The sequence below is a fragment of the Thermus thermamylovorans genome (assembly GCF_004307015.1).
Lineage (GTDB): Bacteria > Deinococcota > Deinococci > Deinococcales > Thermaceae > Thermus > Thermus thermamylovorans.
The window spans coordinates 23,075-44,526 of the sequence record NZ_SIJL01000007.1 but is presented as its reverse complement, the minus strand read 5'-3'; the positions used below and the strand labels follow the sequence as shown (position 1 = coordinate 44,526).

25 protein-coding genes are annotated in these 21,452 nt (G+C 70.1%); 12 read left to right on the top strand and 13 right to left on the bottom strand.

Annotation, left to right across the window (positions count from 1 at the left end):
- Positions 1-5 precede the first annotated feature (5 nt).
- Positions 6-764, bottom strand: a complete 759-nt coding sequence (locus ETP66_RS06750; protein WP_236630109.1) for an urease accessory protein UreH domain-containing protein — start codon at positions 762-764, stop codon at positions 6-8.
- Between the two features lie 99 nt (positions 765-863).
- On the opposite strand from ETP66_RS06750, the gene ETP66_RS06745 reads away from it, so the two are divergent.
- The 7 genes from ETP66_RS06745 (at position 864) to ETP66_RS06715 (ending at position 4,856) form a co-directional block, all read left to right on the top strand.
- Positions 864-1,103 carry an SHOCT domain-containing protein gene (locus ETP66_RS06745; RefSeq protein WP_130841825.1) on the top strand — a complete coding sequence of 80 codons (240 nt, stop codon included), beginning with the start codon at positions 864-866 and terminating at the stop codon, positions 1,101-1,103.
- Positions 1,100-1,753 carry a peptidase M4 gene (locus tag ETP66_RS06740; protein ID WP_130841823.1) on the top strand — a complete coding sequence of 218 codons (654 nt, stop codon included), beginning with the start codon at positions 1,100-1,102 and terminating at the stop codon, positions 1,751-1,753. Before ETP66_RS06745 ends, ETP66_RS06740 begins: the two co-directional genes overlap by 4 nt.
- Before the next feature lie 138 nt (positions 1,754-1,891).
- The gene (locus ETP66_RS06735) at positions 1,892-2,281 is read left to right on the top strand and encodes a DUF302 domain-containing protein (protein WP_130841821.1); all 390 of its coding nucleotides are present in this window, start codon (positions 1,892-1,894) and stop codon (positions 2,279-2,281) included.
- 22 nt (positions 2,282-2,303) lie between these two features.
- Entirely contained in the window at positions 2,304-3,518 is a 1,215-nt protein-coding gene (locus ETP66_RS06730; protein ID WP_130841819.1) for a cysteine desulfurase, read from the top strand.
- A gap of 11 nt (positions 3,519-3,529) precedes the next feature.
- Positions 3,530-3,946, top strand: a complete 417-nt coding sequence (sufU, locus tag ETP66_RS06725; protein ID WP_130841817.1) for a Fe-S cluster assembly sulfur transfer protein SufU — start codon at positions 3,530-3,532, stop codon at positions 3,944-3,946.
- A complete protein-coding gene (locus tag ETP66_RS06720; protein WP_130841815.1) occupies positions 3,943-4,146 on the top strand; it encodes a hypothetical protein in 204 nt (67 codons plus the stop codon). The genes sufU and ETP66_RS06720 overlap by 4 nt, the downstream gene beginning before the upstream one ends.
- Positions 4,143-4,856, top strand: coding sequence for an alpha/beta fold hydrolase (locus ETP66_RS06715; protein ID WP_130841813.1), 714 nt, complete (start codon positions 4,143-4,145; stop codon positions 4,854-4,856). Before ETP66_RS06720 ends, ETP66_RS06715 begins: the two co-directional genes overlap by 4 nt.
- Here the strand turns inward: ETP66_RS06715 and ETP66_RS06710 are convergent.
- From ETP66_RS06710 to ETP66_RS06685, 6 genes are all read right to left on the bottom strand, one after another.
- On the bottom strand, positions 4,853-5,383 hold the full coding sequence (locus ETP66_RS06710; protein ID WP_130841811.1) for a Uma2 family endonuclease: 531 nt from the start codon (positions 5,381-5,383) through the stop codon (positions 4,853-4,855). The genes ETP66_RS06715 and ETP66_RS06710 overlap by 4 nt on opposite strands.
- Before the next feature lie 186 nt (positions 5,384-5,569).
- A complete protein-coding gene (locus ETP66_RS06705) occupies positions 5,570-6,538 on the bottom strand; it encodes an NAD(P)H-dependent glycerol-3-phosphate dehydrogenase (RefSeq protein WP_130841810.1) in 969 nt (322 codons plus the stop codon).
- Positions 6,535-7,548 (bottom strand): hypothetical protein, encoded by a 1,014-nt coding sequence (locus tag ETP66_RS06700; protein ID WP_130841808.1) that lies wholly within the window; start codon positions 7,546-7,548, stop codon positions 6,535-6,537. The genes ETP66_RS06705 and ETP66_RS06700 overlap by 4 nt, the downstream gene beginning before the upstream one ends.
- A complete protein-coding gene (gene pyrE / locus ETP66_RS06695) occupies positions 7,549-8,100 on the bottom strand; it encodes an orotate phosphoribosyltransferase (protein WP_130841806.1) in 552 nt (183 codons plus the stop codon). It abuts the gene before it with no gap.
- 5 nt (positions 8,101-8,105) lie between these two features.
- On the bottom strand, positions 8,106-8,879 hold the full coding sequence (gene pyrF, locus ETP66_RS06690) for an orotidine-5'-phosphate decarboxylase (RefSeq protein ID WP_130841804.1): 774 nt from the start codon (positions 8,877-8,879) through the stop codon (positions 8,106-8,108).
- An 8-nt stretch (positions 8,880-8,887) separates the two neighbouring features.
- Positions 8,888-9,337, bottom strand: a complete 450-nt coding sequence (locus ETP66_RS06685) for a hypothetical protein (RefSeq protein WP_130841802.1) — start codon at positions 9,335-9,337, stop codon at positions 8,888-8,890.
- A 110-nt stretch (positions 9,338-9,447) separates the two neighbouring features.
- Between ETP66_RS06685 and ETP66_RS06680 the strand changes: the two genes are divergently transcribed.
- Both ETP66_RS06680 and surE read left to right on the top strand, forming a co-directional pair.
- Positions 9,448-10,656, top strand: coding sequence for a S8 family peptidase (locus ETP66_RS06680; protein WP_130841800.1), 1,209 nt, complete (start codon positions 9,448-9,450; stop codon positions 10,654-10,656).
- Positions 10,657-10,708: 52 nt separating this feature from the next.
- The gene (gene surE / locus ETP66_RS06675) at positions 10,709-11,458 is read left to right on the top strand and encodes a 5'/3'-nucleotidase SurE (RefSeq protein ID WP_130841798.1); all 750 of its coding nucleotides are present in this window, start codon (positions 10,709-10,711) and stop codon (positions 11,456-11,458) included.
- Here surE and ETP66_RS06670 read toward each other — a convergent pair.
- Genes ETP66_RS06670 through ispF form a run of 3 tightly spaced genes read right to left on the bottom strand, consistent with a single transcriptional unit; the run spans position 11,455 to position 14,188 of the window.
- Positions 11,455-12,231, bottom strand: coding sequence for an SAM hydrolase/SAM-dependent halogenase family protein (locus tag ETP66_RS06670; protein WP_130841796.1), 777 nt, complete (start codon positions 12,229-12,231; stop codon positions 11,455-11,457). The two genes, surE and ETP66_RS06670, sit on opposite strands and share 4 nt — an antisense overlap.
- A 2-nt stretch (positions 12,232-12,233) precedes the next feature.
- The gene (locus ETP66_RS06665; RefSeq protein ID WP_130841794.1) at positions 12,234-13,688 is read right to left on the bottom strand and encodes a tetratricopeptide repeat protein; all 1,455 of its coding nucleotides are present in this window, start codon (positions 13,686-13,688) and stop codon (positions 12,234-12,236) included.
- A gap of 41 nt (positions 13,689-13,729) precedes the next feature.
- A complete protein-coding gene (gene ispF / locus ETP66_RS06660) occupies positions 13,730-14,188 on the bottom strand; it encodes a 2-C-methyl-D-erythritol 2,4-cyclodiphosphate synthase (RefSeq protein WP_130841792.1) in 459 nt (152 codons plus the stop codon).
- Positions 14,189-14,204: 16 nt separating this feature from the next.
- On the opposite strand from ispF, the gene ETP66_RS06655 reads away from it, so the two are divergent.
- Together ETP66_RS06655 and ETP66_RS06650 are read left to right on the top strand one after the other, a co-directional pair.
- Complete coding sequence (locus ETP66_RS06655; RefSeq protein ID WP_130841790.1) at positions 14,205-14,756, top strand: HD domain-containing protein; 552 nt, start codon at positions 14,205-14,207, stop codon at positions 14,754-14,756.
- Between the two features lie 36 nt (positions 14,757-14,792).
- Positions 14,793-15,113 carry an FUN14 domain-containing protein gene (locus ETP66_RS06650; RefSeq protein ID WP_130841789.1) on the top strand — a complete coding sequence of 107 codons (321 nt, stop codon included), beginning with the start codon at positions 14,793-14,795 and terminating at the stop codon, positions 15,111-15,113.
- Here ETP66_RS06650 and ETP66_RS06645 read toward each other — a convergent pair.
- The 3 genes from ETP66_RS06645 to ETP66_RS06635 are packed head-to-tail and all read right to left on the bottom strand — an operon-like array spanning position 15,100 to position 16,377.
- On the bottom strand, positions 15,100-15,660 hold the full coding sequence (locus ETP66_RS06645; protein ID WP_130841787.1) for a 5-formyltetrahydrofolate cyclo-ligase: 561 nt from the start codon (positions 15,658-15,660) through the stop codon (positions 15,100-15,102). The genes ETP66_RS06650 and ETP66_RS06645 overlap by 14 nt on opposite strands.
- Positions 15,657-16,103, bottom strand: a complete 447-nt coding sequence (locus ETP66_RS06640; RefSeq protein ID WP_130841782.1) for a type II toxin-antitoxin system VapC family toxin — start codon at positions 16,101-16,103, stop codon at positions 15,657-15,659. The genes ETP66_RS06645 and ETP66_RS06640 overlap by 4 nt, the downstream gene beginning before the upstream one ends.
- Entirely contained in the window at positions 16,078-16,377 is a 300-nt protein-coding gene (locus ETP66_RS06635; RefSeq protein ID WP_236630108.1) for a type II toxin-antitoxin system Phd/YefM family antitoxin, read from the bottom strand. Before ETP66_RS06635 ends, ETP66_RS06640 begins: the two co-directional genes overlap by 26 nt.
- Positions 16,378-16,438: 61 nt before the next feature.
- Here ETP66_RS06635 and dnaE point away from each other — a divergent pair, with 61 nt between their 5' ends.
- Positions 16,439-21,436 (top strand): DNA polymerase III subunit alpha, encoded by a 4,998-nt coding sequence (dnaE, locus tag ETP66_RS06630; RefSeq protein ID WP_130841778.1) that lies wholly within the window; start codon positions 16,439-16,441, stop codon positions 21,434-21,436.
- Positions 21,437-21,452 lie beyond the last annotated feature (16 nt).

Below are 21,452 nucleotides of genomic sequence, written 5' to 3'. Positions count from 1 at the left end.
ACCCCTTAGAAGATGGCTTCCCACTTGGCGCATCCCCTTGAGGGCCCGGCCCCGGCCCATGCGGGTGAAAAGGAGGAGCAGAAACCCAGGGGAAAGCCCGTCCCCAGGGCGAAGAGAAGGGGAAAGAGAAACCCAAAGGAAGAAGCCAGGGCCAAAGGGAGTAGAAGCCCGAAGAAAAGCCAGAAGAGGGTAGGGCAGAAGGCCAAGCCGTAAACCCCGCCCAGAGCCAGGGGCCCCAGAAGCCCATCCCACGCCCTCACCCGGGCCGCCCAGTCCTCCGGTGCTGCCCAGGCCAGGGGCCAGCGCACCACCCCCAAAAGACCCAGGCCTACCAGGACCATAAAGGGCCCCAGGGCCAGCCGCACCGGGCGGAAGATAGCCCCGGGGTTGTCCAGGGTCCCGCCCAAAACGAAGAGAACCACCCCGGCGAGCACCAGGTAGGTGAAGGCCTTCCCCAGAAGAAAGGCCAGAAACCTGGGCCAGACCCTTCCCTCGAGGGCGGAAGGAGCCAGATAGGCCAGGGCACTGGCCCCAGTGGTGATCTGGCAGGGAGCAAAGGCCGCCAAGATCCCCAGGAGGAAAGCGGAAAGCCAAGGAACCCCCACCTCCCGCCTCAGGCCATCCACCCAGGGAGCCAGGAGAGCGTACAGGGTGTTGGCCGTTCGGTAAAGGCTTCGGGAAACCTCCTCCAGTAGCCCGCTTCCCAGGGCCAACCCCACCAGGCCTAGGACAGCAAGACCAAGCGCCAGGAGCCCTCTTCGCATGCCCACCAGCTTAAGGGCCAAACGTTAAGCGCCGGTAAAACCCCTTTATGCCAGCTTAACAATACCGGCCTAGGGTACAGGTGGAGGTGGATCGTGGGCATGATGGGTTGGGGCAGCATGGGTTTCGGGTGGTTCTTCGGGCTTCTCAACATGCTCCTGGTTCTGGCTCTCTTGGGGCTTCTCCTGTACCTGGGCCTTCGGGCCTGGGAACGGGGAAGCGGGGAGCCGAGAAAGGATGCGGCCCTGGAAGCCCTGCGCCTCCGGTACGCCAGGGGCGAGCTGGACAAGGAAACCTACAAAAGGTTACGCAAGGAACTGGAAAAGGGAGGTGGAGCATGAAACGCTACGGTTTAACTTTAGGAGTTCTGGCCCTTATGCTTTTAGGCCTTGCCCTCACCCAGGGCATGATGGGGGGTTTTGGTCCGGGGATGATGGGCTATGGCTCGCAGTACGGTCCGGGGATGATGGGCTACGGCATGATGGGCGGCCAGGGGATGATGGGCATGATGGGGGTCTACCCTCCGGAGGCCCGGCCCATCCCCCAGAAAGAGGCCAAAGCGCGGATGGAAGCCTACGCCAAGCGCATCTACCCGGGGGCACGCCTTAAGGACTTCATGGCCTTCAGCCAAAACTACTACGCCCAGGTGGTGGACGAGAAGGGGCAAGGGCTTTTTGAGCTCATCGCCGATCGCTACACGGGGGTGGTTTCCCCGGAACCTGGCCCCAACATGATGTGGAACACCCGCTACAGCATGATGGGCGGGCCCGTGCAGCCTCCTGTCCGCTTCCCCTTGACGGAAGCCAGGAAGCTGGCCGAGACCTTCCTGAAAGGCTACCTCCCGGGTGCCCAGGTGCTGGAAGCCGGGGCTTTCCCCGGGTACTACACCTTTGACTTCGGGCGCAAGGAGGTGGAGGGCATGCTCTCCGTGAACGCCTACACGGGGGAGGTCTGGGTCCACACCTGGCACGGCTTCTTCCTCGGGGAGTAAGGCTAGGGGGCCCCTGCCCGGGGCAGCTGCCCCGGGCAGGGGCCCAGGCCTTCCCATACCCCCATAGACCGCTCAATATGACTTTCACGAAAAGCCTTTTCTCTTGGGCTCCGCTACACTTTAGGTAGGGAGGGTACCATGACGGACTTGAGGAAAACCCTGAAGGCCAGCCTGACCGAGGCCCGGGCCCGGCTGGAAGCCGCCTTGAAGGAGGAAGGCTTCGGCATCCTCACGGAGATCGACGTGGCCGCCACCCTTAAGGCCCGCCTGGGCCTGGAAAGGCCCCCTTACCTGATCCTGGGAGCCTGTAACCCGAGCCTCGCCGCCAAAGCCCTCGAGGCCGAGCCCGACCTCGGCCTCTTCCTGCCCTGCAACGTGGTCCTGCGGCAGGAGGGAGAGGAGATAGCGGTCCTGGTCCAGGACCCCGAGGGGACCTTTGCCCTCCTACCGGAGGGGGTGCGGGCTAAGCTAGGAACCCTGCCCCAGGAGGCGAGGGAACGCCTGGCGCGGGCCCTGGCCCGGCTCTAACCCCCAGGGATACACTGAGGGCATGGACCTAAGCCGCATCCGGGAGGACTTCCCCCTCATCGCCGGCCATCCCGAACTGGTCTACCTGGACTCCGCCGCCACCAGCCAGAAGCCCAGGCGGGTCCTGGAAGCCCTGGACCGCTACTACCGGGAGCTCAACGCCAACGTCCACCGCGGGGCCTACCGCCTCTCCGTGGCCGCCACCGAGGCCTACGAGGAGGCCAGGCGCCGCCTGGCCCGCTTCCTGGGGGCGGAGGAACGGGAGATCGTCTTCGTGCGCAACACCACCGAGGCCCTGAACCTGGTGGCCTACGCCTGGGGCCTGAGGAACCTGAAGGAAGGGGACGAGATCCTGGTCACGGAGATGGAGCACCACGCGGGCCTGGTGCCCTGGCACCTGGTGGCGGGGCTCAAGGGAGCCCGGATCAAGGCCATCCCCCTCACGGAGGAGGGGCGGCTGGACCTTTCCGCCCTGGACGCCCTCCTCACGGAAAGGGTGAAGGTGGTCTCCCTGGTGCACATGTCCAATGTGCTCGGCACCATCAACCCCGTGGCGGAGATTGCCAAAAAGGCCAAGGCGGCCGGGGCGCTGGTGGTGGTGGACGGGGCCCAAAGCGCCCCCCACCTCCCGGTGGACGTGAAGGCCCTGGGGGTCGACTTCTTTGCCCTCTCGGGGCACAAGATGCTGGGGCCCACGGGGGCCGGGGTGCTCTTTGGACGGTACGAGGTGCTGGAGGGGATGATGCCCTTCCTGGGGGGCGGGGAGATGATCCGCGAGGTCCACGTGGACCGCTCCACCTACGCCCCCCCGCCCGGGCGCTTTGAGGCCGGCACCCCGCCCATCGCCGAGGCCATCGCCCTGGGGGAGGCGGCCCAGTACCTCATGGAGGTGGGCATGGAGCGGGTCTATGCCCACGACCGGGCCCTTTTGGACTACGCCCTGAAGCGCCTTGCGGAGGTGCCGGACCTCAGAGTCTACGGGCCTATGGGGCCGGACCGGGGCGGGGTCATCCCCTTCACCTTAGGGCGGCTCCATCCCCACGACCTGGCCACCTTCCTGGACGGGGAGGGGATTGCGGTGCGGGCCGGGCACCACTGCGCCCAGCCCCTGCACCGCAAGCTGGGCCTGGCCGCCACGGCCCGGGCGAGCTTCTACCTCTACAACACCTTCGAGGAGGTGGACCGCTTCGTGGAAGCCCTCCTCCGCATCCATACCCGGTACCGGGCCTGGCTATAATGGGGGAATCCATGAGCGTCCTCGATGAGCTTTACCGGGAGATCATCCTCAAGCACTACCAAAGCCCCAAGAACTTCGGGGTCCTGCCCCAGGCCACCCGGGTGGCGGGAGGCATGAACCCCTCCTGCGGGGACCAGGTGGAGGTGATGGTGCGGCTGGAAGGGGACACCATCGCCGACATCCGCTTCCAGGGCCAGGGGTGCGCCATCAGCACCGCCAGCGCCTCCCTCATGACCGAGCTGGTGAAGGGGAAGAAGGTGGCGGAGGCTTTGGAGCTTTCCCGGAGGTTCCAGGCCATGGTGGTGGAGGGCGCCCCCCCGGACCCCGCCCTGGGGGACCTCCTGGCCCTCCAGGGGGTGGCCAAGCTCCCGGCGCGGGTGAAGTGCGCCACCCTGGCCTGGCACGCCCTGGAGGAGGCCCTGAGGTGAGGCGCTACCCCGCCCACAAGGTCACCCCCCTCCTGGTGCAGTACCCGGACCTGATGCAGGCCTGGAAGGAGGCGGCGGAGGCGGGGCTCTTAAGGGCGGAAAGCCGGGGCAAGGAGAACGTGGTGGTGGTCCAGGACCTGGGGCTCATCGCCCGGCTCAAGGCCCTGGGCCTGGAAGGCGAGCCCGTGGAGGAAGCATGACCCGCGGCCTGGTCTTTCTGCACGCCTTCCCCTATGGCCCCCGCATGTGGGAGGGGGAGGTGGCCTACTTCCGGGGAAGGCTTTCCCTCCTGGCCCCCCCCTACCTGGGCCTATCCCTCCCCGAGGCGGCGGAAAAGGTCCTGGGGGAGATGGACGAGGCGGGAATGGAGGAGGCGGTCTTCGTGGGGCTTTCCATGGGGGGCTACCTCATCTTTGAGCTCTGGCGGAAGGCCCCCGAGCGCTTCCTGGGCCTGGTGCTGGCGGATACCCGCGCGGGGGCGGACACGGAGGAGGCCCGCAGGAACCGCTACGCCCTCAGGGAACGGGTCCTCCAGGAAGGGGTGGGCTTCCTCCCCGAGGCCCTTCTCCCAAGCCACCTGGGCAAGACCACCCGGGAGGAGCGCCCCGAGGTGGTGGAAAGGGCCCGGGCCCTCATCCTGGAGGCCAGCCCCGAGGCGGTGGCCGGTAGCCTCCTGGCCCTGGCGGAGCGCCCCGACTCCACCCCCCTCCTCCCCGGGATGCGCCGCCCGGCCCTGGTCCTGGTGGGCGAGGAGGATACCCTCACCCCCCCGGAGGAGGCCAAGCGAATGGCCAGGGCCCTGCCCGACGCCCGCCTCCTCCTCCTCCCCGAGGCCGGGCACCTGGCCAACCTGGAAAACCCCAGGGCCTTCCGCACGGCCCTTCTGGGCTTTTTGGCCGAGGTGCTCTAGAGGCGGAAGGCCTCCTCCGCCCCCAGGGTCAGGTCCAGGCAGGGGAGGTAGACCTCTTTCCCCTCCTCCTCCAGGAAGCCCTCGGGGGCCCTGCGGTAGGCGGTGAAACGGCGGGCCTCGGGGTCCACTAGGAGATAGACCTCCAGGCTGTCTAACGTTTCGTAGAGGGCCCGCTTCTCCCGGCGGTCCTGGGCCGCGGTGGCGGGGGAAAGGACCTCCACCACCAGGCAAGGGCTTTCCTCGTAATAGGGGTGGGGCGGCCCTGGGGCACAGACCACCATCACATCCGGGTAGTAGACCGCCTCGTCCCGGATCCTGAGCTTCATGTCGCTCATGTAGACCCGGCAACCCTTAGCCCTGGCCGCTTCCAGGAGGCGGGCGGCGATGTTGAGGGCCACCCGGTTGTGCAGGGCGCTGGATCCGGCCATGGCGTAGAGGCGGCCCCGCAGGTACTCCCGCCGCACGGGGGATTGGGCCTCCTCCTCCAGGTAGGCCTCGAGGCTAAGGGGCAGCTTCCGGGCCAGCACGCCTCCATGATGCCCGAGGGCTCGGCCCGCGGGCAAGCTCTAAGCACCCCGTCGTGGCTTGCGCCACGACGGGGGCCCCAGAAAAGCCACCTCAGCCTTTGCCTATGGGGCAACCTTGGTGCACAGGCACTTAGGCGCCCCGCTGCCGCTTGCGCGGCAACGGAGGGCCCAAAGAGCCCGGCGGCATCACTCCGCCTTGGGCTCCCGGGCCATGAGGGCGGAAAGGGCTTTCAAGGGATCCAGCCCCTCGTAGACCACCCGGTACACCGCTTCGGCGATGGGAAGCTCAAGCCCCGCCCGCTCCCGCCAGGCCATGAGGGCCCTCACCGCATAGAGCCCCTCCACCACCCCCCGGTCCTCGAGGCGCGCCAAGGCCTCCCCCCGCACCAGCCTCTCCCCCGCCCCCCGGTTGCGGGAGTGGAGGCTAAAAGCGGTAGCCAAAAGGTCCCCTAGGCCGGAAAGCCCGTAGAAGGTAGCCTCCTCCCCTCCCATGGCCGTCCCAAAGCGCACCATCTCCTTTAGACCCCGGGTGAGGAGGGCCGCCTTGGCGTTATCCCCCAGGCGGAGCCCGTCCACCATCCCCGCCGCCAGGGCCAGGACGTTCTTAAGGGCTCCGCCCAGCTCCACCCCCCGGAGGTCGGGGCTGGTGTAGACCCGGAAGGTGGGGCCCGAGAAGAGCTCCTGGACCCGTCGGGCGAGCTCCTCTGGCCCCGCGGCCACGCTGGCCGTGGGCAGGAAGCGGGCCACCTCCTCTGCGTGGTTGGGGCCAGAGAGGGCAGCCACCGGGCGGCCCGTAAGGGCGGCGACCACCTGGCTGGCCGTCCAAAGCTCCCCTTCCCGGTGGAGGAGCCCCTTGGTGGCCGAGAGGTACCAGGGGGCCGGGGGCAGGGCCTTTAGGGCCTCCTCCAGGGCCTTGGAGGGCAGGGCCACCACCGCGAACTCCGCCCCCAGGAGGGCCTCCTCGGGGTCCGCGGTGGGGTGGAGGTAGGCGGGCAGGGCCACCCCGGGCAGGTAGTCCCGGTTCTCCCGCATGGCCTGTAAGCGCTCGGCGTGCTCCGCCCGCCGGGCCAGGAGGGCCGTGGGGATGCCCTTGCTGGCCAAAAGCACCCCCAGCGCCGTCCCCCAAGCCCCCGCCCCCAGGACGGCCACCTTCACAGCAGGTACCTCAGCTCGAAGGCCTCGTACCAGGCGGCGAGGAGGAGGAAAAGCGCCCCCAGGTAGAAGGCCAGGAGGAGCCCCCTGAGCCCCTTCCGGTACCCCTCCCCCCCCGCGGTCTTGGCCAGGAGGACCAGGCCGCCGAAGGTCACCAGGATGTAGGCCTGGAGCTCCAGGAGGAGGGTGGGCAGGTGGAGGAGGAAGGCCGGGCCCAAAAGGGCCGGGGAGAGGGCGAAGCCGAAGACAAAGTAGCGCACGGCGTTCAGGAGGAGGACCGGGACCCCCAGGAGGAGGGCGGGGAGGAAGCCGGTGAGGAAGAGGCCCTGGCTGAAGTTCCAGTGGAAGATGACCCCAGCGAGGACCAGGACCCCCCGCCCCACCGCCTCCCCCAGCCCGATGGCCTCCAGGGCCCCCCCGAAGAGGACCTGGAGGGCGCGGGCGAGCTCGGGCATCCCGTAGGCCAGGAGGGCTCCCAGGGCGAAGAGGCCGTAGAGGAGGAGGTTGGTGAAGAGGTAAAGCCCCCGGTGGGCCCCAATCAGGGCCAAGCTCTCCAGAAGCCAGGCCCTAAAGGGGGAGGGCTGGAAGAGGAGGAAAAGCCAGAAGAGGCTCAGGAGCAAAAACCCCCACCCCGCCAGGGGGGTGAGGAGGTAAGGGGGCAGGGCCATCCCCTGGGGACGGAAGTAGACCCTCTGCGCCTCCCCCCCTTCCAGGACCACCACCACCTCCCCCACCTCCTCCCCTCTGGCCGCGGGGAAGCGAACCCGGTCCCCCTCCACCTTTGGGCTTTCCTGGTTCACGGTGAGGCCCGGGGGAGGCGGGGGAAAGCGGGCGTAGCGCTCCAGAAGCCCCGGGGCCTCCTCCGGGGGGGCCCGGAGGACCTCCTCCAGCCTCGGGGAGAGCTCCCCCCTAAGCCAACGCCCCACCGCCTCCCGAGCCGCTTCCTCCGAAGCGGCCTGGGCCCAGGCGAGGGGGGTTAGAACCAGGCCACAAAGGGCCAGCAGGCGCCTCATTCAGACCTCCTCCAGGGGCAACTCCTCCCGGCACAGGGGGCATGCCTCCTCGGGGTACTGGGGCACCTCCAGCTCCAAAAGGACCCGGAAGGGCACGCCGAAGGCCGCCTTCCCCCCGCTACGGTCCACGATGGCTCCTACCCCCACCAGCACCCCGCCTCGCGCCTCCGCCGCCTGGATAGCCTTCCTGACGCTTTCCCCGGTGGTCACCACGTCCTCCACCGCTAAAAAGCGGTCCCCGGGGTTCACGGTGAGGCCCCGGCGGAGGGTCATGCCCCCTTGCCCATCCTTCTCGGCGAAAAGGGCCCGAGCCCCCAGGGCCTTGGCCACCACGAAGGAGAGCACCACCCCCCCCAGGGCCGGGCCGATGACGAAGTCTACCCGCTCGTCCTCAAAAAGCCGGCCCAGGGCCTCCCCCACCGCCTCCGCGTAGAGGGGGTGCTGGAGGAGAGCCGCGGACTGCAGAAAGAAGGGGGTGTGGAGCCCGGAGCGCAGGAGGAAATGCCCCTGCAAAAGGGCCCCCGTCCTGCGGTAAAGCTCCAGAACGTCCATCCCTCCTACTCTACCAAAGCCGCAAGGAGGGCTTCCGCCGCCTCCAGGGCCCCCTCCAGGTCCGGCCGGCCCCTGGGGTAGAAGAGGGCGCGGGCCGAGGCGTTCAGGAGGCCCGGACCCTTGAGGGGCTTCCCTCCTTGCGCCCCTACCCCGGGGAGGAGAAGGGGGGCATGGGGGGCCGCCTCCCGCACCCTCTGGACCGCCTCCGGGTAGGTGGCCCCCACCACCAGTCCCACCCGGCTCCAGGGGCCCTCCAGGTACCGCCTCCCTTCCTCCGCCAAGACCTCCGCCAGGTGGAGGTAAAGGGGCCTCCTCCCCACCTCCAGATCCTGCAAAAACCCCGCGCCGGGGTTGGAGGTCTTGGCCAGGACGAAGACCGCCCCCCCGCTCCTTTGTGCCGCCCGGAAGAAGGGCTCCAGGGCGTCCAGGCCCAGGTAGGGGTTCAGGGTGAGGGCGCTTCCCGGAAAGCGGAGGAGGTAGGCCTCGGCGTAGGCCTCGGCGGTGGAGCCGATGTCCCCCCGCTTGCCGTCGAAGAGGACGGGCAAGCCCATCACCCGGGCCCCGCTGGCCAGCTCCAGGAGGAGGGCCATCCCCTCGGGGCCCAGGGCCTCGAAGAAGGCCAGCTGGAACTTCACCGCGGCCAGGCGGGGGGCGAGGGCCTCGAGGACCTCCAGGCTGTAGCGCCTGAGGTGCGGGATGGGCTCCTTGCCGTGCAGGCCCGGCCTCGGGTCCACCCCCAGGACCAAGGGGGGGCGGGCAAGGGCCTCCAGGAAGTCCACGCCTACCACTATAGGCTACAGGCCAGGCTACAGGCCGCGGCGGGCCCCCGCCCCGAGGAGGGAGGGGCCCGCGCCAGGGCCCCGGCGCCCTCCCCCTGGACCAGGAGGAGGGCCGCCCGACAGAGCCCCTTCTCCAAAAGGCGCTCCAGAAGCTGCCCTGAAGCCCAAGGGGCCAGGGGGAAAGCCCCCTTCGGGGTGGGCCGGAGGGGCCGGGGCAGCCCCAAGGCCTGCCGCAGGGCCAGGAGGAAGGCCTCGTAGGCTCCCCCGCTTTCCCCGAGGAACCGGGCCGCCTCCCCTTCCCTACCCCAAGCCCGGGCCAGGGCTCGAGCCGCCTCGAGGGTCAGGGCCAGGTCCTGGGGGGCGAGGCGGAGGGCGGAAGGGGGGAGGGAAAGAAGGCCAAGAGGGCCCGGCCGGGCCTCCAGCCGGTCCAGCAGGCGCCGGGTCCAGGGGCAGTCCACGGCGGGGACAGCCCCCGCCCCCGGCCTACTCCCGGGGGACCCCGAGAACCCTGCCTTGACGCCGGAGCCGCCCCAGGCGTAGAGTGGCGGGCGTACCACAAGGAGGAGGTATGAAGAAACTGGTCCTCGCTCTCGGCCTTCTCGCCCTGGCCGCCTGCCAGCAGCAGACCGGCCTGAGCCCCCAGGCCCTGCGGGAAGCAGGCCAGACCTACATCGCCGTCCTGGAGGCCAAGGAGGTGAGCCCCTCCCGCTTCGCAGAAGGGCTCGCTGCCCTGGAGCGGGCTCACGGCCTTGCCATCCCCGCCGAGGACCGCCTCGAGGCCCTGGGGATGGTCATCCTCCGAGGCCTTTCCCCCGCCAAGGCGGAACGCCTGGCCCAGGACCCGAGGGTGTACGGCCTCACCCCCGATCGGGAGGTCTGGGCCTTCGCCCAGACCGTCCCCTGGGGGGTCGAGCGGGTGGGGGCCCCCACCACCACCGCCAAGGGGGCAGGGGTGTCCATCTACATCCTGGACACGGGTATTAAGGTGGGGCACGAGGACCTCACCAACCTCGCGGGAGGCCACGCGGTGGTGAAATGCCGCGGGCGCTGCCGGGCCCCCTACGACGACGACAACGGCCACGGCACCCACGTGGCCGGGACGGCGGCCGCGGTAAACAACAACGTGGGCGTGCTCGGCGTGGCCCCCGCCGCCGAGCTCTGGGCGGTAAAGGTCCTCTCCAACAGCGGCTCCGGCTCCATCAGCGGCATCGTTCAGGGCCTCAACTGGGTCATCGCCCACGACAACGGGGGGAAGCCCAAGGTGATCAACATGAGCCTGGGGGGCCGGGGTCGGGACGACCAGGACGGCCAGTACTGCCCCGCCAACCGCTCCACCGATGCCTTCCACAACGCTATCCAGAAGGCGGTCTGCGACCACAACATCACTGTGGTGGTGGCCGCAGGCAACGACGGGGCCGACGCCGCCAACTACGTTCCCGCCGCCTACGACGAGGTCCTCACCGTGAGCGCCACCAACAGCCAGGACGACTGGCCTTCCTGGTCCAACTACGGCCCTGACGTGGACCTGGCCGCCCCTGGGGTCTCCATCCTCTCCACCTGGCACACCTCCACCAGCGCCTACAACACGCTAAGCGGCACCTCCATGGCCAGCCCCCACGTGGCGGGGGCCGCCGCCCTGGTGCTCTCCCTCCACCCCCACTCCACCCCCGCCCAGGTGCGGCAAACCCTTCTGCAAAACGCCGAGAGCACCGCTTCCTGGACGAACACCTCCGGCAAGCCCCACCCCGAGCCCTTCCTGAACGTGCGGGGCTTCTAGGGCTTTAGGGGCTGCCACCCCCCGGGATACCGGGCTACCTTAGGCTTAGGGCATGCGCATCCTGGTTTCCAACGACGACGGCATCTTCTCCCCCGGCATCAAGGCCCTGGGCCTGGCCATGCGGGCCTTGGGCGAGGTCTACGTGGTGGCCCCCGACGTGGAGCAGTCGGCGGTGGGCCACGGGATCACCGTCCGCCGCCCCCTGCGCTTCAAGCACACCGCCAGCGCTGGCTTCGGGGAGATCCCCGCCTACCGGGTGGACGGCACCCCCGCGGACTGTGTGGTCCTGGGGGTGCACCTCCTGGGGCGGCCCGACCTCCTGGTCTCGGGGATCAACATCGGAGTAAACCTGGGCCTGGACCTCACCCACTCCGGGACGGTGGCCGCCGCCCTGGAGGGCACCTCTTTGGGCATCCCCTCCCTCGCCTTCAGCCTGGACACCTCGGGGGAGGAGCTGAACTTCGCCCAGGCGGCGGCGTGGGCGGTGCGCATCGCCCGCCGGGTGGCGGCAAGGGGCCTGCCCAAGGGGGTGCTCCTCAACGTGAACTTCCCCCCCGGCACCCCCAAGGGGGTCCTGGCCACCCGGCTTTCCACCCACCGCATCGAGGACCAGGTGGTGGAGCGCCTGGACCCCGAGGGGAGGCCCTACTACTGGATCGCCGGGGCCCCCGCGGGGGAGGAGGAGGAGGGCACCGACCTCTGGGCGGTGCGCCGGGGGTACATCTCCGTCACCCCGGTAAGCCTGGACTTCACCGCGACCGGCCTCCTGGAAGAGGTGCGGCGCTGGCTGGCGGAGCTTTAGAGGAGGCGGACGGGCATCCCCTCCTCCAGGCCCAGGGCTTCCCTGGCGTTTCCCCGGTTCACCCCCACCTCCAGAAGCCCCGCGCTCCCCAGGTAGGCCACCGCCTCCCCCTCCCCCACCTCCCCAAAGGTGCGCCGGATGGGGATGCGCCTCTCCCCCACCCCCACCCACCCCCCCAGGGGGGCCCGGAGCAGGGTGGTGACGGCGTTGCCGAAGCGGTCGAAGGTGAGGATCTCCCCCTCCGGCCCCGGGCCGAGGCGGAGGGGAAGGCGGGCGAGGCCCTCCACGGGCACCTCGGGGCCCAGCCCTTCCGGGGGAAGACCCAGGGCCAGGCGGGCGGCCGCGGGGGCGAAGAGGTCGCGGCCGTGAAAGGTGTGGTGCCCCGGGGTCCAGCCGGGTGGGGGAAGGACGCCCTGGGGGTCGGGGGGAGCCACCCTCTCCAGGAGGAAGGCCCGCCTGGGTGGGTCCAGGAGCCAGGCCAGGGTGAAGAGGCCGTTGTCGGGGCCCACGTAGAAGCGCCTGCCCAAGGCGGCGATGGCCCGCCTGGCCGTCCCCACCCCGGGGTCCACCACCCCCAGGACCACGGCCCCCTCTGGGAGGTAGGGAAGGGCCTGGAAGAGGGCAAAGGCAGCGCGGCGCAGGTCCTGGGGGGGCAGGAGGTGGGCCAGGTCCCGCACCGGCACCCCCGGGGCCCTTTGCCCGAGGACCGCCTTCACCACCCCTGCGTAGGGGTCCTCGAGGCCGAAGTCGGAGAGGAAGAAAACCGGGCGCATCCTCAGAAGAGGCGGAGCCATGCGGGGGGCAGGAGGGCCAGGATCACCCCGGCCACCACCCAGCCCAGGGCCAGCCCCAGCACGCCCCCGGTCCGCTCCCGGGCCCAAAGGAGCCCCGCCCCCAGGAGGAGGAGGAGGGGGGTGGACCCGGGCACCGCCAGGGCGAAGAGGAGGACGGAGAGGTAGGGGGCCAGGTCCCGGTAGCGCTCCCGGAAAACCCAGGGCACCAGGCCGCGGAAGAAGGGCTCCATCAGGGCCAGGCCCAGGAAGACCAGGAGGTGAGGGGGAAGGCCTGCAAACCCCAGAAACTCCCGCACCAGGCCGTAGGCGAGGAGGAGGAGGACCAGAAGGGGGCCCAGCCAAAACCCCTCCACCCAGCCCGCCCACGGGCCCAGGAGAAGGCCCAGGCGCCGCCTCTGCCAGAGGGCCAGGCTGAGGAGCAGGGCCAGGCCGTAGACCAGGAAGAGGCCGGGCAGAACCAGGTCCCGCTGGTAAGGGGTCAGGAAGGCCAGGGCGTTGGCGAAGAGGGCCATTCCCAGGAAGAGGGTGAAGAGCAGGGCGAACAGGAAAGCCCCCACGAGGACCAGGTAGAGGCGGCCCGGACCGGGAAGGGGGTCTTCCACCACCTCCACGGTGCGCAGGGGCTCGATGCGGCTCTCCCCCAGAAGGACGAGGACCAAAAAGACCAGAAGGGCCAAAAGCCAGGGCCAGGCCCAGGCCAGAAAGCGGGCGGGGAGGTTTTCCACCTGGCCCAGCTGGGCCAGGGCCGCCCGGGCCCGGAGGAGGTCTCCCTGGCCCAGGTAGGCCAGGGTCAGGGTGGCGAGGGCCTGGCGCCTTAGCTCCCCGGAGGTCTGGGGGAGGACCCCTTCCAGGAGGGCCACGGCCCCCTGGGGCTCCCCTACCAGGAAAAGGAGGCGTCCCCGCTCCACCTGCTCCTCCAGGGTGGGTCCGAGGAGGTCCAGCCCCCTCCAGGGCTCCCCCAGGGCCAGGTGGAGGCGGGCCAGGAGGAGCCGGGCTTCCGGGGTGGGGGGGAGGCTTTGCGCCAGAAGGAGGGCCTCCTCCAGGCGGCCCAGCTCCTCTAGGGCTAGGGCTTGGAGGAGCCTGGCCTCAGGGCCCAGGGGCAGGGGCAGCCGGAGCGCCTCCTGCGGCTTTCCCTTGCGAAGGAGAAGGCGGGCGCGGAGGAGGGCGCCCTCGGGGTCCTCCCCCAGGCGCTCCAGGTACCTTTCCGCTGGCTCGAGCTCCCCCCGCTCCAGGTGGATGCGGGCCAGGAGGCGGAGGCTGGGGCGATGCTCGGGGTCGCTCACCAGGGCCAGCTCGCAGGTGGCCCGGGCGCTCTCCAACGCCCCCTGGCCGTACAACCGCTGGCAGCGGGCGAAGAAATCCTCGGCCGTCTGGGCAAGCCCCCAAGGGGCCGCGCCCAGGGCCAGGAGAACCGCAAGTCCCCGGATAAGGCCCATGGCTTCCAGTTTACGCCCCCCAGATCCCGGGCCGGAGGGGATCAGCCCTCCAAAAGCACCACCCCTCGGGCCTGCACGTGCTCCGGGGCCAGGCCCTCCGAGGTCTTGAAGGTGAGGCCGATGCGGTCCGGGGGCAGGGCCAGGAGCCGGGAGAGGTTGTCCACCAAGGCCTCCCGGTGGGGGGAGAGCTTGGGCCGGTCCAGGGTGAGGGCCAGGCTCACCTGCACCAGCTTCCCCCCCCGCGCCTCCACCCAGCGCAACGCCTCCCGCAGGAAGGCCTCGCTCCGCACCCCCCGCCAGCGGGGGTCGTGGTCGGGGAAGTGGAGGCCGATGTCCCCGAGGCCAAAGGCGGCCAGCAGGGCGTCGGTGAGGGCGTGGAGGGCGGCGTCCCCATCCGAGTGGGCCACCGCCCCCACGGGGCTTGGGATCCGGAGGCCGCAGAGGTACAGGGGCCTTCCCTCCTCAAGGCGGTGGCTGTCCTCCCCATAGCCCAGGCGCATGGCTATACTCTAGGGCATGCCGAGCTTCGCCGAGGCCCTGGCCCTCATGGAGGCCTGGACGGAAAGCGAGTCCCTGAGGCGGCACATGCGGGCGGTGGCGGTGGCCATGCGGGCCTACGCCCGCCGCTACGGGGCGGACGAGGAGCTTTGGGCGGTGGCCGGGGTGCTCCACGACATGGACTACGAGCAGTACCCCGGGGAGCACCCCTACCGGGGGGTGGAGGCCCTCCGGGGCCTGGGCTACCCCGAGGAGGTCCTGGAGGCCATCCTGGGCCACGCCGCCTACACCGGGGTGCCCCGGAGGACCCTCATGGCCAAGGCCCTCTTCGCGGTGGACGAGCTCACAGGCCTCATCACCGCCGCGGTCTACGTGCGCCCGGACCGTTCCATCCTGGGCCTGGAACTCCCCAGCCTCAAGAAGAAGTTCAAGGACAAGGCCTTCGCCAAGGGGGTGAACCGGGAGGAGATCCGCCAGGGGGCCGCGGAGCTGGGGGTGGACCTGGAGGGGCACATGGCCTTCGTCCTGGAGGCCCTGAAGGGGGAGGCGGACCTCCTGGGCCTCCGGTAGTTGCCCCCGCAGGCCCTTCCCGCTAGGGTAAGGGGGATGGAGCTCCCGAACCTCGCCCCCTACCTCGGCCAGATCACCTTCGGCGGCGTCGCAGGCTACGCCGTGGGCTACGCCCTTAAAAAGGTGGGGCGCCTCCTCGCCATCCTCCTAGGGCTCCTCTTCGTGGCCCTGCAGCTGCTGGCCCAGGCGGGGTACGTCCAGGTGGACTGGACCCGCATCCAGCGGGACGTGGAGCCCTTCCTCCAGCAGCCCGGCCTCCAGGGCCTGTGGGAGAGGCTTCTCGCCACCCTCACCCACAACCTCCCCTTCGGGGCCAGCTTCGTGGGGGGGCTCATCCTAGGCCTCAGGGCCGGATGAGCCTTTGCGGGGTGGCGATCAGGTCCACCCGCCTTTCCGGCGCCACGGGAAGCCTGGGGTAGACCATGAGGGGGTGGGCCAGGGTGGCGAAGGGGGCTTGCACGGAAAGCCAGGCCTGGGGAAAGCCGTACCCCTTCCCCACCCACCCCCCCTCCTCGTCCACGGCCACGGCCCCGATGAGGACCATGTCGATGGGCTGGCCCTTCAGGTCCACCCGCACCCCGTGGCGGTAGGCCTCCCGCACCCGCTTGAGCCGCCTCGGGTCCAGGTCCTTGAGGAGGAGGAACTCTCCTGGCCGGTCAGGGTGGGGGAGGATCAGGGCCTTCCCTGCCTTTAGGGCCTCCTCCCGCAGGGGTTTCAGCACCGCATCCATGCCCGCCAGGATGAGCCTGGCCCTTTGAAACTCCGGGGTGCGGAGGAGGTGCCCCGCCGCCCGCCGGGCCCCCAGGAAGTTGGGGTGGTGGCCGTGGGGGGGCGTAGGGTGGAGGGCCAGGTCAAAGCGGGCCAGGGCGTTCCAGACCTCTTCCCTGAGCTCGCCCAGGGTCATGGGGCTAGGAGGTGGAGGGAAACCCCCGGCAGGAGGCCCTTGGCCTGGCCCTCCAGGGCCTTCTGGTATAGCCTCCGGTCCGCCGTCCAAAGGGGAGCGGCAAGGCCCTCGGCCAGGGCCAGGTAGTGGGCGTCGTAGACCGCCCCCAGCCCCAGCTCGAGGCCCAGCTCCAGGGCCCGGGTGTGGACCCAGGGCTCCTGGAAGTACCGCAACCCTAGGCGCAGGGCTTGGCGCCAAAGGGTCTGGGCTTCCCCCAGGGTCATCTCCCCGGACCGGGCGTAGCGGTAGAGGGCATGGGCCGACTCGTAGAGGGCCAGGCTCGGGAGGGCCAGCTCCAGGCCCTGGGCCTTCCACTCCCGGTACCGCCGGACGACGGGCGCCTTTTCCGAATCCGCCAGGAGGAGGCGCACCAGGACGCTAGCGTCCAGGACCAGGAAGCTCACGGTCACCCTCCTCCCGCATGGCCCCGATCACCTCTTCCGGCGGCGCGAGGGGTCTTCCCAGGCGCTCCCGGATGCCCCGGTTGACGCTCAGGATGAGGCGGAAAGGGTCCTCCCCCTCCCCCTTCAGGCGCTCGTAGGCCTCGGGGGAGAGGATAACCGCCAGGGGCTTGCCCCGCCCCTCCACCAGGATCACCTCCCCCTCGCCCACCCGCCGGAGCACCTCCCCAAAGTGCACCCGGGCCTCGGTGGCGCTGAGCCTGCGCTTTTGATGCATCATTGCATGCATTAGTTTATTCCCGCGGAAGGCCGGGCGCAAGCGTAAGCTGGTAAAGCCTATGGCCTCGAGGCTGAAGTTCGCCCACCTCCACCAGCACACCCAGTTCTCCCTTCTGGACGGGGCGGCCAAGCTCCAGGATCTCCTCAAGTGGGTGAAGGAGGTCTCCCCCGAGAACCCCGCCCTGGCCATCACCGACCACGGCAACCTCTTCGGCGCCGTGGAGTTCTACAAGAAGGCCACGGCCATGGGGGTGAAGCCCATCCTGGGCTACGAGGCCTACGTGGCCGCGGAAAGCCGCTTCGACCGCAAGCGGGGCAAGGGCCTGGACGGGGGGTACTTCCACCTCACCCTCCTGGCCAAGGACTTCCGGGGCTACCAGAACCTGGTGCGCCTGGCCAGCCGGGCCTACCTGGAGGGTTTCTACGAGAAGCCCCGCATCGACCGGGAGATCCTGCGGGAGCACTCGGAGGGGCTTATCGCCCTCTCCGGCTGCCTGGGGGCGGAGATCCCCCAGTTCATCCTGCAGGACCGCCTGGACCTGGCGGAGGCCCGGCTCAACGACTACCTCGCCATCTTCGGCGACCGCTTCTTCATCGAGATCCAGCACCACGGCCTCCCCGAGCAGAAGAAGGTGAACGAGGTCCTGAAGGCGTTCGCCCGCAAGTACGGCCTGGGGATGGTGGCCACCAACGACGGCCACTACGTGCGCAAGGAGGACGCCCGGGCCCACGAGGTGCTCCTGGCCATCCAGTCCAAGAGCACCCTGGACGACCCCGAGCGCTGGCGCTTTCCCTGCGACGAGTTCTACGTGAAGACCCCGGAGGAGATGCGGGCCATGCTCCCGGAGGCGGAGTGGGGGGACGAACCCTTTGACAACACGGTGGAGATCGCCCGCATGTGCCAGGTGGACCTCCCCATCGGGGACAAGATGACCTACCGCATCCCCCGCTTCCCCCTCCCCGAGGGGCGCACCGAGGCCCAGTACCTTAGGGAGCTCACCTTCCTGGGGCTTCTTGCCCGCTACCCCGACCGCATCACCGAGGGGTTCTACCGGGAGGTCTTCCGCAGGCTGGGGAAGCTCCCCCCTCACGGGGACGGGGCCGCCCTGGCCCAGGCCCTGGCCCAGGTGGAGGGGGAGGCTTGGGAGGCCCTCGCCTCGGAGCTTCCCCCCTTGGAGGGGGTGCGGGAGTGGACGGCGGAGGCCACCCTGCACCGGGCCCTTTACGAGCTCGCCGTCATCGAGCGCATGGGCTTTCCCGGCTACTTCCTCATCGTCCAGGACTACATCAACTGGGCCAAGGGGAACGGGATCTCCGTGGGGCCGGGGCGCGGAAGCGCCGCCGGGAGCCTGGTGGCCTACGCCGTGGGCATCACCAACATCGACCCCCTGCGCTTTGGCCTCCTCTTCGAGCGCTTCCTGAACCCGGAGCGGGTCTCCATGCCGGACATCGACACCGACTTCTCCGACCGGGAGCGCGACCGGGTGATCGAGTACGTGCGGAGGCGCTACGGGGAGGACAAGGTGGCCCAGATCGGCACCTTCGGGAGCCTGGCCTCCAAGGCGGCCCTGAAGGACGTGGCCCGGGTGTACGGCATCCCCCACAAAAAGGCGGAGGAGCTGGCCAAGCTCATCCCCGTGCAGTTCGGCAAGCCCAAGCCCCTTTCGGAGGCCATCCAGGCGGTGCCGGAGCTGAAGGCGGAGATGGAGAAAGACCCCAAGGTGCGGGAGGTCCTCGAGGTGGCCATGCGCCTGGAGGGCCTGAACCGCCACGCCTCCGTGCACGCCGCCGGGGTGGTGATCGCCCAGGAACCCCTCACCGACCTGGTGCCCCTCATGCGGGACCAGGAGGGACGGCCCGTGACCCAGTACGAGATGGGGGCGGTGGAGGCCCTGGGGCTTCTGAAGATGGATTTCCTGGGCCTGCGCACCCTCTCCTTCCTGGACGAGGCCAGGAAGATCGTGAGGGAGTCCAAGGGGGTGGAGCTGGACTACGACCGCCTGCCCCTGGACGACCCCAAGACCTTTGAGCTCCTCGCCCGGGGGGAGACCAAGGGGGTCTTCCAGCTGGAGTCCGGGGGGATGACGAGCACGGTGCGGGGGCTTAAGCCGAGGCGCCTGGAGGACATCATCGCCCTGGTCTCCCTCTACCGCCCCGGGCCCATGGAGCACATCCCCACCTACATCCGCCGCCACCACGGCCAGGAGCCCGTGAGCTACGCGGAGTTCCCCCACGCGGAGCGGTACCTGAGGCCCATCCTGGACGAGACCTACGGCATCCCCGTCTACCAGGAGCAGATCATGCAGATCGCCTCCCAGGTGGCGGGGTACTCCCTGGGGGAGGCGGACCTCCTCCGCCGGGCCATGGGCAAGAAGAAGGTGGAGGAGATGCAGAGGCACCGGGAGCGCTTCGTGCGGGGGGCGAAGGAGCGGGGGGTGCCCGAGGAGGAGGCCAACCGGCTTTTTGACATGCTGGAGGCCTTCGCCAACTACGGCTTCAACAAGTGCCTGCCGGGAAGGGCCAGGGTGGTGGACTTCCGCACGGGCAGGCCCGTGTCCGTGGAGGCCATCGCCCGGGGGGAGGCCCGAGGGGTCTGGGTGGCCTCCCTGGACGAAAAGACCCTGCGCCTGGTGCCGAGGCCGGTAGTGGCCGCCTTCGAAAGCGGCCGGGCCATGGTCTACCGCCTGCGCACCGCCACGGGAAGGGTCCTGGAGGCCACCGCCAACCACCCCCTCTACACCCCCGAGGGCTGGCGGGCGCTGGGGGCCTTGGCCCCTGGGGACTTTGTGGCCCTGCCCCGCCACCTGCCCTACACCCCCTCGGCGGGCCTGGAGACCCACGAGCTGGACCTCCTGGGCTTTGCCCTCAGCGAGGGCAACCTCCGCCACCCCTCGGGCTTCTACCTCTACACCGCCTCCGAGGAGGAGCTGGCCGCCATGCGGGAGGCCCTGGCCGCCTTTGCCAACACCCGGGTGCGGGTGGTCTGGCGCCGGGGCATAGCCCACCTCTACGTGGGGCGGCAGGACCGGGGGGCTGCTGCGGAGGCGGTGGCGTTTTTGCGCCGCCACGGCCTCTTGGGCCTTTCCGCCCGGGAAAAGCGCCTGCCCGAGGTGGCCTTCGCCTTGCCCCCCGAGGAGGTGGCCCGTCTCCTGGGGCGCCTTTGGGTGGGGGACGGCGGGGTGGACCCCAAGGGGCGGCTTATCCACTACGCCACCGCCTCGGAGGCCTTGGCCCGGGGGGTGCAGCACCTCCTCCTGCGCCTGGGCCTGCAAAGCCGTTTGGTGGAGAAGCGTTTCCCCTACCCGGGGGGGCGGAAGGGCTACGCCGTGTACCTGCTCGGGGGCCTCGAGGCCGCCCGCCGGTTTGCGGAGACCCTGGGGCCCTACCTCCTGGGCAAGCGGAAGCGGGACCTCCAGGCCCTTCTGGCCTCCTGGGAGGAGGCGGGTCCCAGCACCAAGGACCTGCTCCCCATGGCCTTCTTACCCCTGGTGCGCCAGGCGGTGGCCGAGGCTTCCCAGGGAAAGGAGAGGGCTTTCTTGGAGGCCAGAGGCTTCGCCCAGGGCCTCCTGCGCCCTGGTAGGGGGCGAAGGGGGCTTTCCCGGACCACAGCAGAGCGCCTGGCGGCCCTCACGGGAAGCTTAGCCCTCTTGCGCTTGGCCCAGGCCGAGGTCTACTGGGACCGGGTAGAGGCCATAGAGCCCTTGGGGGTGGAGGAGGTCTTTGACCTCACCGTGGAAGGCACGCACACCTTCGTGGCGGAGGACGTGATCGTGCACAACTCCCACGCCGCCGCCTACAGCCTCCTTTCTTACCAGACCGCTTACGTGAAGGCCCACTACCCGGTGGAGTTCATGGCCGCCCTCCTCACCGTGGAGCGCCACGACTCCGACAAGGTGGCGGAGTACATCCGCGACGCCCGGGCCATGGGCATCCCCGTCCTGCCCCCCGACGTCAACCGCTCGGGCTTCGACTTCAAGGTGGTGGGGGCTCTTTCGCCCGTAGGCGAACACCAGGCTGCTTCGCCTGCAGGCGAACACCGAGAGGAGATCCTCTTCGGCCTCTCCGCGGTGAAGAACGTGGGGGAGGGTGCCGCCTTGGCCATCCTGCAGGAGCGGGAGCGGGGGGGGCCCTTTAGGAGCCTGGGGGACTTCCTCAGGCGCCTGGACGAGCGGGTGGTGAACCGGCGCACCCTGGAGTCCCTGGTCAAGGCGGGGGCCTTCGACGCCTTTGGGGATAGGGCCCGGCTCCTGGCCTCCCTGGACTCCCTCCTCCGGTGGGCCGCGGAAAGCCGCGAGCGGGAGCGGTCCGGCATGATGGGCCTCTTCGCCGAGGTGGGGGAGCCTCCCCTGGGGGAGGCCCCGCCCCTGGACGAGATCACCCGGCTCCGCTACGAGAAGGAGGCCCTGGGCATCTACGTCTCCGGCCACCCCGTGCTGCGCTACCCCGGGCTCCGGGAGGTGGCCAGCTGCACCCTGGAGGAGCTCCCCGACTTCGTCCGGGGCCTTCCCCCCCGCCCCCGGGTGCTCCTCGCTGGGATGGTGGAGGAGGCGGTGCGCAAGCCCACGCGGGGCGGGGGCATGATGGCCCGCTTCACCCTTTCCGACGAGACCGGGGCCCTGGAGGTGGTGGTCTTCGGCCGGGCCTACGAGGGGGTTTCCCCCAAGCTCAAGGAGGACACCCCCCTCCTGGTCCTGGCGGAGGTGGAGCGGGAGGAAGGGGGGCTTAGGGTCATGGCCCAGGCGGCCTGGACCCACGAGGAGGTGGCCGAGGCCCCCAAGGCCCTGGAGGTGGAGGTGGACCACGCCCTCTTGGACGAGCGGGGGATCGCCCTCCTCAAAAGCCTCCTGGACGAGCACCCCGGAACCCTCCCCCTCTACCTGCGGGTCCAGGGGCCCTTCGGGGAGGCCCTCTTCGCCATGCGGGAGGTGCGGGTGGCGGAGGGGGTCCTCGAGGCCTTGGAGGCCGAGGGGCTCCGCGCCTACCCCGTGCCCGACCGGGAGGTCTTCCTCCAGAGGAACGGGGGCAACGGGGGCAAGGAGGAGGCGGTGCCCTTCTGAGGCCATCCCACCCCGG

What these genes read in the sequence shown, in the direction of transcription:
- ETP66_RS06750 (WP_236630109.1), bottom strand. Translation starts at nt 764, where the DNA reads ATGCGAAGAGGGCTCCTGGCGCTTGGTCTTGCTGTCCTAGGCCTGGTG.
- ETP66_RS06745 (WP_130841825.1), top strand. Translation starts at nt 864, where the DNA reads ATGATGGGTTGGGGCAGCATGGGTTTCGGGTGGTTCTTCGGGCTTCTC.
- ETP66_RS06740 (WP_130841823.1), top strand. Translation starts at nt 1,100, where the DNA reads ATGAAACGCTACGGTTTAACTTTAGGAGTTCTGGCCCTTATGCTTTTA.
- ETP66_RS06735 (WP_130841821.1), top strand. Translation starts at nt 1,892, where the DNA reads ATGACGGACTTGAGGAAAACCCTGAAGGCCAGCCTGACCGAGGCCCGG.
- ETP66_RS06730 (WP_130841819.1), top strand. Translation starts at nt 2,304, where the DNA reads ATGGACCTAAGCCGCATCCGGGAGGACTTCCCCCTCATCGCCGGCCAT.
- sufU (WP_130841817.1), top strand. Translation starts at nt 3,530, where the DNA reads ATGAGCGTCCTCGATGAGCTTTACCGGGAGATCATCCTCAAGCACTAC.
- ETP66_RS06715 (WP_130841813.1), top strand. Translation starts at nt 4,143, where the DNA reads ATGACCCGCGGCCTGGTCTTTCTGCACGCCTTCCCCTATGGCCCCCGC.
- ETP66_RS06700 (WP_130841808.1), bottom strand. Translation starts at nt 7,548, where the DNA reads ATGAGGCGCCTGCTGGCCCTTTGTGGCCTGGTTCTAACCCCCCTCGCC.
- pyrE (WP_130841806.1), bottom strand. Translation starts at nt 8,100, where the DNA reads ATGGACGTTCTGGAGCTTTACCGCAGGACGGGGGCCCTTTTGCAGGGG.
- ETP66_RS06680 (WP_130841800.1), top strand. Translation starts at nt 9,448, where the DNA reads ATGAAGAAACTGGTCCTCGCTCTCGGCCTTCTCGCCCTGGCCGCCTGC.
- surE (WP_130841798.1), top strand. Translation starts at nt 10,709, where the DNA reads ATGCGCATCCTGGTTTCCAACGACGACGGCATCTTCTCCCCCGGCATC.
- ETP66_RS06670 (WP_130841796.1), bottom strand. Translation starts at nt 12,231, where the DNA reads ATGCGCCCGGTTTTCTTCCTCTCCGACTTCGGCCTCGAGGACCCCTAC.
- ETP66_RS06665 (WP_130841794.1), bottom strand. Translation starts at nt 13,688, where the DNA reads ATGGGCCTTATCCGGGGACTTGCGGTTCTCCTGGCCCTGGGCGCGGCC.
- ispF (WP_130841792.1), bottom strand. Translation starts at nt 14,188, where the DNA reads ATGCGCCTGGGCTATGGGGAGGACAGCCACCGCCTTGAGGAGGGAAGG.
- ETP66_RS06655 (WP_130841790.1), top strand. Translation starts at nt 14,205, where the DNA reads ATGCCGAGCTTCGCCGAGGCCCTGGCCCTCATGGAGGCCTGGACGGAA.
- ETP66_RS06650 (WP_130841789.1), top strand. Translation starts at nt 14,793, where the DNA reads ATGGAGCTCCCGAACCTCGCCCCCTACCTCGGCCAGATCACCTTCGGC.
- ETP66_RS06645 (WP_130841787.1), bottom strand. Translation starts at nt 15,660, where the DNA reads ATGACCCTGGGCGAGCTCAGGGAAGAGGTCTGGAACGCCCTGGCCCGC.
- ETP66_RS06635 (WP_236630108.1), bottom strand. Translation starts at nt 16,377, where the DNA reads ATGCATCAAAAGCGCAGGCTCAGCGCCACCGAGGCCCGGGTGCACTTT.
- dnaE (WP_130841778.1), top strand. Translation starts at nt 16,439, where the DNA reads ATGGCCTCGAGGCTGAAGTTCGCCCACCTCCACCAGCACACCCAGTTC.